We start from the raw sequence: 12,476 nt of genomic DNA, 5'->3' as shown, positions 1-12,476 counted from the left end.
AGAGTGTGCTAAAAAGGCTCGGCATCCGGTCTTCGGTCCCAGTCGATCAACGAAGCGATACCGTCAGGCTCCCAGTGCCTCGCAGAATGCGCAAAAATTCGCTGCGGCGATGGAAGAGCAGCTATGGAACAACACGCCTCCGCCCTGAAAGTCATGGTCATCGATGATTCGAAGACCATCCGCCGCACCGCCGAAACACTGCTCAAGAACGCAGGCTGTGAAGTCATCACTGCGATAGACGGTTTCGACGCGCTGGCCAAGATTGCCGATAACCACCCGCGAATCATATTCGTCGATATCATGATGCCGCGTCTGGACGGTTATCAGACCTGCGCGCTGATCAAGAACAACCGGGCATTCAAGTCGACGCCGGTCATCATGCTGTCCTCCAAGGACGGCCTGTTCGACAAGGCCAAGGGGCGGATTGTCGGTTCCGATCAGTTTTTGACCAAGCCTTTCAGCAAGGAAGAACTGCTCAGTGCGATCAAGGCTCATGTGCCGGGCTTCGTAGCAGCAGAACAACACATATCATGACGCCCGCGCCTGATGTAGAGCGCTCGTAATCTGACGGGGAACACCCATGGCTCGAATATTGATCGTCGATGATTCGCCGACTGAAATGTACAAACTTACCGGCATGCTGGAAAAGCACGGTCATGAAGTGCTCAAGGCCGAAAACGGCGCTGATGGCGTGGCCCTGGCCCGTCAGGAAAAGCCCGATGCCGTGCTGATGGATATCGTCATGCCGGGGCTCAACGGCTTTCAGGCCACGCGCCAGCTGACCAAGGATGCCGATACCAGCATGATCCCGGTGATCATGATCACCACCAAGGATCAGGAGACCGACAAGGTCTGGGGCAAACGCCAGGGCGCGCGGGATTACCTGACCAAGCCGGTGGACGAAGAAACCCTGATGAAAACCCTGAATGCGGTGCTGGCCGGCTGATTGCCGGAATCGCCATGGCCGAGCCGCGCACTGCTTTTGAACTGCTTCTGGATATGGATCGACGCTGTCGTTCGCTGGCGGCGGGCCTGCCGCTGCAGGAAGCCCATCAGCAGGATTGGGTCGGCATCGGCTTTCGCATGGGCGAGCAACGGTTTGTCGCGCCGATTGGCGAAATCGCTGAAATCCTTCACGAACCCCATCATGCCGTGATGCCCGGCGTGAAGTTCTGGGTGGTAGGTATCGCCAACCTGCGGGGCCGGTTGTTGCCGCTGATGGATCTGTGCGGGTTTTTCGGTCACGAGTTGGCACCTGTGCGCAAACAGCGACGTGTGCTGGTGGTCGAGCACCATGATGTGTTTGCCGGTCTGCTGGTCGATGAAGTGTTCGGCATGCAACGTTTCAGTCAGTTGAGCCTCATACCCCAGACCCCGCAGGATATGGATCAGCGTATGGTGCCGTTCCTGCGCGGGCAGTTCATCCGCGAGCAGGCGTGGCAGATCTTCAGCCCGTGGGCGCTGGTGCAGTCTGCGGATTTCATGGACCTGGCTTCCTAGCATGTCGGGCCTGGTGTGTTTCACAATTGATCCAGGCGGGGGCCTGATTAATGAGTAGTACAGACCGGTCAAGGGAAGGCGCAAGAAGCCGCACGCAGATTATTCTGCTGTTCGTGGCGCTCATCGTTTTCATCATGTTGCTGTTCGCCAACTTCGCCTACCTCAACACTCAGTCCAACTACGACAAACAGTACATCGGGCATGCCGGTGAACTGCGCGTCCTGTCGCAACGCATCGCGAAAAACGCCACCGAAGCGGCTGCCGGCAAAACCCAGGCGTTCAAACTGCTGGCGGATGCGCGCAACGATTTCGACGTGCGCTGGGGCTACCTGAGAAAAGGCGACCCGGCCACCGGCCTGCCTGCAGCTCCCGACCTGATACGCGACGAGTTGCGCACTGTGCAACGTGACTGGGAAGGGCTGCGCAAGAGCACCGACGTGATTCTGGCCAGCGAACAGACCGTCCTGTCGCTGCATCAGGTGGCGGCGACGCTGGCCGAAACCATTCCGCAATTGCAGGCCGAATACGAAAAAGTCGTCGAGAACCTTCTGCAAAGCCGGGCCCCTGCTGCGCAGGTAGTGGTTGCGCAACGCCAGGCGCTGCTCGCAGAACGGATTCTCGGTTCGGTCAACACCGTGCTGGCCGGCGATGAAACGGCTGTGCAGGCCGCCGACGCCTTTGGCCGCGATGCCAGCCAGTTCGGTCGTGTGCTCAACGGCATGCTGGAGGGCAACGCCACGCTGCGCATATCTCAGGTCGAGGACCGCGATGCGCGCGCGCGGCTGGCGGAGATCGCCGAACTGTTCGAATTCGTCTCAGGCTCGGTGGACGAGATTCTCGAAACCTCGCCCGAGCTGTATCAGGTGCGCGAGGCGTCGGGCAATATCTTCAACACCTCACAGACCCTGCTGGATGAAACCTCGGTACTCGCCAACAGCCTGGAAAACCTCGCCAAGCGCCGTACCATGAACACCGTCGGCGGCTATGTGCTGGGCTTGCTGGCACTGGCGTCGATCATCCTCATCGGGCTGGTCATGGTGCGCGAGACCAATCGCCAGCTGCGCGAAACCGCGCAGAAGAGCGAACGCAACCAGACAGCGATCATGCGCCTGCTGGACGAGATCGAGAACCTCGCCGACGGCGATCTGACGGTCACGGCCTCTGTGACCGAGGACTTCACCGGAGCGATTGCCGACTCCATCAACTACTCCATCGATCAATTGCGCGAGCTGGTGGTGACCATCAACCTGACCGCCGAGCAGGTGGCGGCTGCGGTAACCGAAACCCAGGCGACGGCCATGCAATTGTCGGCTGCCTCAGAGCACCAGGCGTTGCAGATCAGTGCGGCGTCGACGGCGATCAACGACATGGCGGCGTCCATCGATCAGGTCTCGACCAACGCCTCGGAGTCCTCGGCCGTGGCGGAGCGCTCCGTGGCGATTGCCAATAAAGGCAACGAGGTCGTGCATAACACCATTCATGGCATGGACAACATTCGCGAGCAGATCCAGGACACCTCCAAGCGCATCAAGCGTCTGGGCGAGTCATCCCAGGAGATTGGCGACATCGTCAGCCTGATCGACGACATTGCCGACCAGACCAATATCCTCGCCTTGAACGCCGCCATTCAGGCGTCGATGGCCGGTGATGCCGGACGAGGGTTTGCCGTGGTGGCTGACGAAGTACAGCGCCTGGCCGAGCGTTCGTCGTCCGCGACCAAGCAGATCGAAACGCTGGTCCGGGCCATTCAGAACGACACCAACGAGGCGGTTATCTCCATGGAGCAGACCACCAGTGAAGTCGTGCGCGGCGCCCGTCTGGCGCAGGACGCCGGGGTAGCGCTGGGGGAAATCGAAGGGGTGTCCAGGGTGCTGGCCGAACTGATCGAAAGTATCACCGACGCCGCCCACCAGCAGGCCGAGTCTGCCGGGCAGATTTCACAGATCATGACTGTCATTCAGCAAACCACTTCGCAGACCACCTCGGGCACATCGGCTACCGCCGAAAGCATCGGCAATCTGGCGAAAATGGCCAGCGAAATGCGTCGTTCGGTATCGGGCTTTGCCCTGCCGTCATCGAAGAAAGCCGGATGATGTACCGCACATGAACAACCTTGATTGGGTAACAGGCGGTACTCGTCATGGCTGATCGTCACGATTATGTAGCCCTTGAGTGGCTGAAAGGCGAGATCGCCGAAACACTGCGCCAGGCCCGGCAGGCGCTGGACCTGTTCATCGAAGACCCGGCCAACGCTGCGGCAATGGCCGAGTGCCTGAACCTGGTACATCAAGTTCACGGCAGTCTGCAGATGATCGAGTTCTATGGCGCCGCTTTGCTGGCCGAGGAAATCGAGCAACTGGCGCTGGCGGTCCAGCAGAACCGCGTCAGCCATCCGGTCGAGTCCGAGCAACTGTTGATCCAGGCCATGAGTCAGTTGCCGGTTTACCTGGAGCGTATTCATTCTGCGCGCCGGGACCTGCCGCTGGTAGTCTTGCCACTGCTCAACGACCTGCGCAGTGCGCGGGGCGAAAGTCTGCTCTCGGAAACCAGCCTGTTTGCCCCGCAGTTGGTCGTCGTGCCGGCGCTTGATGAACAGGAGCTGGCGCGGCGCAATACCCCGGAATTATCCAGCCTGCTACGCAAGCTGCGCCAGACCCTGCAGGCGGCGCTGGCCGGCCTGATGCGTGAGCAGGGCGTTCAGACCCAGCTCGGCTACATGGCCAAGGTGTTTGCCCGGCTTGAGCAGTTGTGCGAAGACGCGCCGCTCGGTGCGCTCTGGCGAATCGCCTCGGCACTGGTCGAAACCATGCTCAACGGCAACTTCACCAACAGTCCGGCGCTGCGCAGCCTGTTGAAGGACGCCGACAAGGAACTCAAGCGTCTGGCCGAGCAGGGCGTCACCGGCATCAATCAGCCCGCCCCCGAAGAGCTGTTGAAAAGCCTGCTGTTCTACATCGCCAAGTCCGACAGCCTGGCGCCGAAGATGCTCGACCTCAAGGACCAGTACGCGCTGGCCGATGCCTTGCCCGGCAACGACGTGGTCAACGAAGAGCGTGCCCGCATGGCCGGTCCGGACCGTGACGCCATGCGCTCGGTGATCGTGGCCTTGTGCGAAGGGCTGGTCAGGGTCAAGGAGCGGCTCGATGTGTTCGTGCGCGGCGACCGTCAGCATGTCAGCGAGCTCAACGCGTTGCTGCCGCCGTTGCGGCAGATTGCCGACACCCTGGCAGTGCTGGGGTTCGGCCAGCCGCGCAAGGTGATCATCGATCAGCTTTCCGTGGTCCTCGGTCTGGCGCAGGGGCAGCGCGAGCCCAGCGACGCTGCGCTGATGGATGTCGCGGGTGCCTTGCTCTACGTCGAATCGACCCTTGCCGGCATGGCCGGGAGTCACGAACAGGTCAGCCGCGAGGAAAGCCGCCTGCCGACCACCGACCTGACGCAGATTCATCAACTGGTGATTCGCGAAGCCCGCACGGTGCTGCAGCAGGCCAAGGACGTGATTCTCGATTACATCGACGGCGAATGGGACCGGCAGCGGCTCGATCCGCTCTGCGCGCTGATCGTGCAGGTTCGTGGTGCGCTGGCGATGATTCCGCTGGCCCGTGCTGCCAGTCTGCTGGCCGCCTGCAACGAATACATCCAGGAACACCTGCTGGTGGACGAAACCCGTCCCGCCTGGGTTCAGCTCGATTGCCTGGCCGACACCATCACCGGCATAGAGTATTACTTGGAGCGCATGCTCGAAGACCATCAGGCGCCGGGCGACCAAGTGCTCGACATGGCCCAGCAAAGCCTGGCGCGGCTGGGCTATACGCCTGCTGCGGACACCCTCGAAGTGCCGTTGCTCGAAGAAGTCATCACTCAGGACGAGTTGCTGGAACTGGATGACCGCAAGGCGCTGGTCAGCCCCACGCAAACCATTGCCCAGGTCCTCGCCAGCCCGGTCTCGGCCGTCAACCCTCCCGCCCGTAACGTCCCCACCAGCCTGTTGCCGCCCTCGGCCGGGGAAGAGGCGGTGGACGATGAGTTGCGCGATGTGTTTCTCGAAGAGGCCGACGAGGTGCTCGACGCGCTGCGCGAGTACCTGCCGCGCTGGTTCACCTCGCTCGGCCGCGACGGCCATTGGGACAGCACGGCGTTGACCGAAGTGCGTCGTGCGTTTCATACCCTCAAGGGCAGCGGCCGGATGGTGCGTGCGCTGATCCTCAGCGAACTGGCCTGGTCGGTGGAAAACCTGCTCAACCGGGTGCTGGAAGGCGATGTGCTGCCGGGCCTCGAAGTGCAGCAACTGATGAGCGAAGTGCAGGCGCTGCTGCCGTCGGTCATCCGCGACTTCGCCGAAGATGCCCAGTGTCAGCGTGACGATGTCGACCTGTTGGCGGCCCGTGCCCATGCGTTGGCCAATGGGCTGGAGCCTCCGACGCTGCCGGCCGCGGATGATCATGCGCCAGGCAGGCCTGTTGCCGACGAACCGCTCGATCCACAGTTGCTGGAGATTTTCCGTCAGGAAGCGCTCGGCCATCTGAACACACTCGGTCGCTTCCTCGACAACGCCGAACAATCAGCGTCACCGGCGATCAGCGACGCGGTGCTGCGTGCGCTGCATACACTCAAGGGCAGCGCACACATGGCCGGGGTGCTGCCGATTGCCGAACTGGCCAGCCCGCTCGATCAGTTGGTGCGTGAGTACAAGGCCAACCTCATTGATATCGGTTCACCGGAGCTCGTCCTGCTGCGCAGCGCCGAACCGTTGCTGCACAAGGGCCTCGAGCAGCTCGACAGCACCCCGCTGGCCGATATTCCGGGTGCCGCGCAGCTGATCGAGGCTGCCCTGGCGATGCTCAACGACCGCCTCACCGTGGTGCTGCGCGAGTCGGACAGCGGCCTGCGGATCAAGCGTAACCCCACGCTGCTCGCCGGTTTTCTGGCCGAGGGCATGGACATCGTGCTGGATGCGGAAAACCTGCTGCAGCGCTGGCGGCAGCACCCCGGCGAACGCCAGGAACTGAGCGCGCTGCTCGATGAGCTGACCACCCTCGGTCATGGCGCGCATCTGGCTGACCTGCCGCAGGTCGATGAGCTATGCGAAGCCTTGCTCGACCTCTACGGTGCGGTCGAGGAAAGCAGTCTGGCGGTCAGCGACCGGTTTTTCGATGTGGCGGAAAATGCTCACGAAGCGCTGATCAACATGCTTGATCAGGTGGCTGCCGGCCAGGATGTCGAGCCGCGTCCCGAATGCGTGCGTGCCTTGAACCAGTTGCTGGATCAGGCGCTTGACCCGTCGGCGACCGGACTGGTCAAGAGCGACGGCCATCGCACCTTGAGCGTGACCGAGCTCAATGCCGCCACCGAACAACTGGCCAGCGAGGCGGGGCACGCTGAGACTGAAGTTGCCGGTCCGGACGACGAAATCGTCGAGATATTTCTGGAGGAGGCCGTCGATATCCTCGACAGCGCCGGTCAAGCCTTGCAGCGCTGGCTGGCCGATCCGGAAAACCCTGCACCGCTGGCCTCGTTACAGCGCGATCTGCACACCCTCAAGGGCGGTGCGCGGATGGCTGAGGTGGTCGAGGTGGGCGATCTGGCCCACGAACTGGAAAACCTTTACGAAGGCTTGATCGACCGGCGCTTCAACCATTCGCCGACACTGGCCGAGCTGCTGCACAAGAGCCACGACCATCTGGCGATTCTGCTGGAGCAACTGTACCGGCAGGAAGCGCTCAGCGACCCCTCGGCCTTGATCGACGCGCTGCGCAGCTGCCGCACGCTGGAGAGCGCCGGGCCCGAGGTGCAGGCCTCGCCTGCCGTCAATGAAGATCTTCCCGAACATGACACCGAGCTGCGTGAAGTCTTCCTCGAGGAAGGTTTCGACATCATGGAAAGCTCCGGCGCGGCATTGGCGCGCTGGCAGGCCGATCCGCACAACATGCTGGAAGTCGAAAACCTGCTGCGCGACCTGCACACCCTCAAGGGCGGCGCGCGGATGGTGGAAATTGCTCCGATAGGCGACCTCGCCCACGAGCTGGAGACGCTTTACGAGGGGCTTTCCGCCGGAAGTCTGCAGCCCGCGCCGCTGATGATCGGCCTGTTGCAGAGCGGTCAGGATGTGTTGGCGGACATGCTCGATGCCGTGCGCAATGAAAAGCCGCTGCCTGACGCCACCTTGCTGATTGAGAGTATTCGCAGGCTGGCCACCGATGAGCCTTCGGGCGCACCGCTGGCTGCGCAGGACCCGGAGGTCCATTCGGAGTCGGTGGTAGCCGTGGCCCCGGTCGCCGAGGGGGAGGCCGAGCGCAGTGGCCCGGAAATGGTCAAGGTGCCTGCCGAGCAACTGGAAGACCTGGTCAACCTGGCCGGCGAAACCTCCATTTTCCGTGGACGTATCGAACAGCAGATCATTGATTCACAGATCGCCCTGGTAGAGATGGAAACCACCATCGAGCGGATGCGCGACCAATTGCGTCGTCTGGATATGGAAACCCAGGGGCGCATTCTCAGCCGTGAGCAGGTCCAGGCCGAGCGGCTCGGCTACGAAGAGTTCGACCCGCTGGAAATGGACCGTCATTCCCAGCTGCAGCAGCTGTCGCGCGCCCTGTTCGAATCGGCGTCCGACCTGCTGGACCTCAAGGAAACCCTAGGCGCGCGTGCCCGCGACGCGGAAACGCTGCTGTCGCAACAGGCCAGGGTCAACACCCAGCTTCAGGAAGGCCTGATGCGTACGCGCATGGTGCCGTTCGAGCGATTGGTGCCGCGCCTGCGTCGTGTGGTGCGCCAGGTGGCCTCGGAACTGCACAAGAAAGTCCATTTCGAAGTGGGCAACGCCGACGGTGAAATGGACCGCAACGTGCTGGAGCGAATGGTCGCGCCGCTGGAGCACATGCTGCGCAACGCCGTCGATCACGGGCTTGAAAGCACCGAAAAGCGCATTGCCGCCGGCAAGCCGGAACAGGGCCATATCAGTCTGGAACTGATGTACGAAGGCGGTGATATGGTCATCGAGCTGAGCGATGACGGCTCGGGCGTCGATCTGGCAGCGGTACGCCGCAAGGCTATCAAGCGCGGCATGATCCATCCGGATGCCGACCTGTCCGACCATGAGGTATTGCCGTTCATCCTCCAGGCGGGGTTTTCCACCAGCGAGATCATCACTCAGATTTCCGGCCGTGGTGTGGGCATGGATGTGGTGCACGCCGAGGTCAAGCAACTGGGCGGTTCGATGGTCATCGACTCGGTACCGGGCCAGGGCACGCGCTTCCGTATTCGACTGCCGATTTCGGTGTCGGTCAACCGGGCGCTGATGGTCACGTGCGGTGAAGAACAGTATGCGGTGCCGCTCAATACCGTCGACGGCATCGTGCGCGTCATGGCCAATGAGCTGGACGGCTATTACCAGACCAGCCCGCCGCGATATCAATATGGCGGGCGCAGTTACGAGTTGCGCTATCTGGGCGAGTTGCTGGGCAGCAGTCCGCCCAGACTGGCCGGGCAATTGCAGCCGCTGCCGGTGTTGCTGGTGCATCTGCAGGATCAGTGGGTGGCGGTGCAGGTCGATGCGCTGGCAGGCTCGCGCGAGATTGTGGTCAAGAGCCTGGGTACCCAGTTCTCCAGGGTGCAGGGCATTTCCGGTGCGACCATTCTGGGTGACGGCCGGGTGGTGCTGATTCTCGATCTGATGGCGCAGATCCGTACCTTGCAGGGCTTGCCTTTCAGAGGGCTGGCGCCTGCCTACCACGAAGCCGAGCACGCCAGACCGTTGCTGGTGATGGTGGTGGACGATTCGGTGACGGTGCGCAAAGTCACCAGCCGTCTGCTGGAACGTCACGGCATGCATGTGTTGACGGCCAAGGACGGTGTCGATGCCATGACCCTGTTGCAGGAGCACACGCCTGACATCATGTTGCTCGATATCGAAATGCCGCGCATGGACGGCTTTGAAGTGGCCAGCCAGATCCGCCAGGACGAACAGCTCAAGGAACTGCCTATCATCATGATCACCTCCCGCTCGGGCCAGAAGCATCGCGATCGGGCGATGGCGGTGGGCGTCAACGAGTACCTGAGCAAGCCGTATCAGGAAACCGTGTTGCTGGAGAGCATCGCTTACTGGAGCCAGGCACATGTCTGAAGGTACGTTCCAGACCAGCCGTCTGACCAGCCTGACCGGCCTGCTGGTGCCATTGAGTGACCGGCATCTGCTGCTGCCCAACGTCGCGGTCGCCGAGTTGATCGATTACCAGGATTGCAGCGCAGAGCCGGACGCCCCCGAGTGGTATCTGGGGCCGATCAGCTGGCGCGAACTGACCTTGCCGCTGCTCAGCTTCGAAGCCGCCTGCGGAGGCCGCACCCGCGTCGGTGGTCGAGCCCGTATCGTGGTGCTCAACGCACTGGGCGGACGCAACGACGTCAGGTTCATCGCCCTGCTGACTCAGGGCATCCCGCGCTCGTGCAAGGTCGACAGCCAGTTGAGCTACGTCGATGTACCGCTGGCCGAGCTGGAACTGGCCGCCGTACAGATCGGCGAAACCGTAGCCCGTATTCCCGACCTAGAAGGACTGGAGCAATGGCTGGTGGATGCAGGGCTGTCATAGGTAAAGAGGACGCGGAGCGTCCAGAACGGCATGCGACGCGGAGCGCCGCACGATAGTTACAGGGTTATCGCTTCTCACGCTCCAGCATGGGCACGATAGGGAATCACAGCCTCACGACGAACAGCTGATTTCCAGGTGCTTGCCCCAGTCCGGTGGCCGTTGGGCATAGCCTTGCATGCCGGGCTGTTCGGTGAAGGGGGTACAGAGCACCTGATGCAGGCGGCGGACTTCTTCGTAGTCGCCTTTTTCCGCTGCGGCGATGGCGTTCTGTGCCAGATAGTTGCGCAGGATGTACAGCGGATTGACCGCATGCATGCGGGTCTGACGCTCCTCCCCGGTGCCGTTGTCCTCTAGGCCGATACGCGCCTGATACGCTTCTGCCCAGCCATCGAAGCCCTTGATATCGACGAAGTCGTCGCGCAACGTGCGCAGCGCCTCGACAGCGGGCTGATCGCCCAGGCGGCGGAAGAACAGGGTGTAATCCACGCCACTGCTCTGCATCAGCTTCAGTAACTGACTGACCAGTTGTTCGTCCTGCTCATGCGCAACGGTCAGGCCCAGTCGGCGGCGCATCAGGTCCAGGTAGTGCGCCTGATACAGCGGCAGGAACAAACCGATGGCCTCGCGCAACGCTTCCACGCTGATGAACGGGGTCAGGGCCTGTGCCAGTGCGCTGAGGTTCCACTGCGCGATAGGCACCTGATTACTGAAGGAGTAGCGACCTTCATGATCGGAATGGTTGCAGATGAAGTGCTCATCGAAATCATCCAGAAACGCGAACGGTCCGAAATCGAAGGTAATGCCCAGAATCGACATGTTGTCGGTATTCATGACGCCGTGGCAGAAGCCGTAGGCCTGCCACTTGGCAATCAGCTCGGCGTTGCGCTCGACGATTTCCCGGAACATCGCCAGATACGGCTCCGGCTGCTCCTGGCAGTGCGGGTAATGCATCGTCAGCACATGTTCGGCGAGGGTCTTGAGCTGCTCTGGCTGCTTGGTATAGAAGAAGTATTCCAGACTGCCGAAGCGCACATGACTCTGCGCCAGACGCAGCACCATGGCTGCATGTTCCTGGGTTTCGCGCCATACCGGGGTGCTGGAGCTGACCACGCACCCCGCACGGCTGCTGGGGATGCCCAGTGCGTGCAGGGCTTCGGAGGCCAGAAACTCGCGGATCGACGAGCGCAGTACGGCGCGCCCGTCACCCATCCGTGAATACGGCGTGCGGCCTGCGCCCTTGAGGTGCAGGTCCCAGTGCTCACCGGCGTCGTTGTAGACCTCGCCGAGCAACAGCCCGCGACCGTCGCCCAGGCGCGGGTTGTAGGAGCCAAATTGATGCCCGGAATACACCATTGCCCGTGGTTCGGCTTCAGACCACAGCTTGTGGCCGCTGAAGATTTCCGCGAACAGCGGTAGGTCGGCCTGTTCGGGGGCCAGGTCGAGCAGCGCCAGCGCTGACTGGCTGGCAACCACAAGCTGCGGCGCATCAATGGGCTCAGGCAGCACGGAAGTGGAGAACGCGTCGCCCAGACGGGCAAAGCGGTTGTCGAAAGTGAGTTCGTCGAGTGCTTTCAAAGCGTATCGCCTCCAGAGGGGAATTTCAGGCTTTCAACGAAGCGGCGGCCTGCCTGGCTCGTCGGGCGTGTTGCAACGGTCAGAACCCGTAGACCGGGTCACTTGGTGGTAGTTCTGATGATCGGGCCTGCGCCCGGACTACCGGTTCCGGCTTCGCTCGAAGGCGGCCAGAATCGTCCGTTCCGATTGCACCAGATAATCCTCGAGCATGCGCGTCGCCTCATCGGTCTTGCCCGCGTCCAGGCGCCCGAGTACCGCGGCGTTCATGTCCAGATAGGGCGAATGCAGCAGCTCCGGATTGTTGAGCAAGCCGAAGGCCAGTCGCAACTCGGCCGATATCTGCGCATAAAACGCCACCAGTCGCGGGCTGTCGGACAGCTCGACGATGGCCTTGTGAAACATCATGTTGGCGGTGCCCACGGCAATCCAGTCCTTGGCCTCACGCGCCTGCACGCCTGCCTCGACCGCATTGCGCATGTGCAGCACACCGGGATGCTGTGGATAAGCCTGGGCAATCGCCCCGCATTCGATGAAGCGCCGAATGCGATAGATATCGATGATCGACGCCATATCAGGCTTGGCCACGGTGACACCGCGATTGGGCTCATGGGTCAGCAGCCCTTCGCGGGTCAGCACTCTGAAGGCTTCTCTCAGGGTATTACGGGAAATATCCAGACTCTCGGCCAGAGCGGCTTCCGAGAGGCGTTGACCGGGTACCAGCTCGCCCTCGACCAGCATTCTGCGAAGCTCAGTGGTGATCGATTCTCCGAGGGTGCGCGGGAGGACAGAAGCAGCGTCGTTCATAAAGGGTCCAGA

The 12,476-nt window shown here is 62.0% G+C and carries 8 protein-coding genes; 6 read left to right on the top strand and 2 right to left on the bottom strand.

Translation table 11 applies throughout. The features are described from left to right. Positions 1 to 123: 123 nt before the first annotated feature. The 6 genes from pilG to JOE33_RS11620 are packed head-to-tail and all read left to right on the top strand — an operon-like array spanning position 124 to position 10,085. Positions 124 to 534 (top strand): twitching motility response regulator PilG, encoded by a 411-nt coding sequence (gene pilG, locus JOE33_RS11645; protein WP_002551738.1) that lies wholly within the window; start codon positions 124 to 126, stop codon positions 532 to 534. A 46-nt stretch (positions 535 to 580) separates the two neighbouring features. Then, complete coding sequence (gene pilH / locus JOE33_RS11640) at positions 581 to 946, top strand: twitching motility response regulator PilH (RefSeq protein ID WP_003316741.1); 366 nt, start codon at positions 581 to 583, stop codon at positions 944 to 946. A gap of 14 nt (positions 947 to 960) precedes the next feature. Next, a complete protein-coding gene (locus tag JOE33_RS11635) occupies positions 961 to 1,500 on the top strand; it encodes a chemotaxis protein CheW (RefSeq protein ID WP_187625025.1) in 540 nt (179 codons plus the stop codon). Between the two features lie 50 nt (positions 1,501 to 1,550). Then, positions 1,551 to 3,593, top strand: a complete 2,043-nt coding sequence (locus JOE33_RS11630) for a methyl-accepting chemotaxis protein (protein WP_010440052.1) — start codon at positions 1,551 to 1,553, stop codon at positions 3,591 to 3,593. Between the two features lie 47 nt (positions 3,594 to 3,640). After that, on the top strand, positions 3,641 to 9,622 hold the full coding sequence (locus JOE33_RS11625; protein ID WP_209924073.1) for an Hpt domain-containing protein: 5,982 nt from the start codon (positions 3,641 to 3,643) through the stop codon (positions 9,620 to 9,622). Further along, complete coding sequence (locus JOE33_RS11620) at positions 9,615 to 10,085, top strand: chemotaxis protein CheW (RefSeq protein ID WP_003392217.1); 471 nt, start codon at positions 9,615 to 9,617, stop codon at positions 10,083 to 10,085. The genes JOE33_RS11625 and JOE33_RS11620 overlap by 8 nt, the downstream gene beginning before the upstream one ends. Before the next feature lie 111 nt (positions 10,086 to 10,196). Here JOE33_RS11620 and selO read toward each other — a convergent pair whose 3' ends face one another. Continuing rightward, positions 10,197 to 11,660, bottom strand: a complete 1,464-nt coding sequence (gene selO, locus JOE33_RS11615) for a protein adenylyltransferase SelO (RefSeq protein ID WP_010440062.1) — start codon at positions 11,658 to 11,660, stop codon at positions 10,197 to 10,199. Between the two features lie 138 nt (positions 11,661 to 11,798). Beyond that, a complete protein-coding gene (locus JOE33_RS11610; RefSeq protein ID WP_080009348.1) occupies positions 11,799 to 12,464 on the bottom strand; it encodes a GntR family transcriptional regulator in 666 nt (221 codons plus the stop codon). Positions 12,465 to 12,476: the final 12 nt, after the last annotated feature.

The sequence above is a fragment of the Pseudomonas sp. PvP027 genome, from assembly GCF_017833005.1.
Lineage (GTDB): Bacteria > Pseudomonadota > Gammaproteobacteria > Pseudomonadales > Pseudomonadaceae > Aquipseudomonas > Aquipseudomonas congelans.
Note: the sequence above shows the minus strand (reverse complement) of the source record. Positions and strands in the feature narration are given on the sequence as shown.

Excerpts from the sequence above, each read along its gene's own strand:
- JOE33_RS11630 (WP_010440052.1), top strand. The coding sequence starts at position 1,551 with ATGAGTAGTACAGACCGGTCAAGGGAAGGCGCAAGAAGCCGCACGCAG.
- JOE33_RS11635 (WP_187625025.1), top strand. The coding sequence starts at position 961 with ATGGCCGAGCCGCGCACTGCTTTTGAACTGCTTCTGGATATGGATCGA.
- JOE33_RS11620 (WP_003392217.1), top strand. The coding sequence starts at position 9,615 with ATGTCTGAAGGTACGTTCCAGACCAGCCGTCTGACCAGCCTGACCGGC.
- JOE33_RS11625 (WP_209924073.1), top strand. The coding sequence starts at position 3,641 with ATGGCTGATCGTCACGATTATGTAGCCCTTGAGTGGCTGAAAGGCGAG.
- pilH (WP_003316741.1), top strand. The coding sequence starts at position 581 with ATGGCTCGAATATTGATCGTCGATGATTCGCCGACTGAAATGTACAAA.
- JOE33_RS11610 (WP_080009348.1), bottom strand. The coding sequence starts at position 12,464 with ATGAACGACGCTGCTTCTGTCCTCCCGCGCACCCTCGGAGAATCGATC.
- pilG (WP_002551738.1), top strand. The coding sequence starts at position 124 with ATGGAACAACACGCCTCCGCCCTGAAAGTCATGGTCATCGATGATTCG.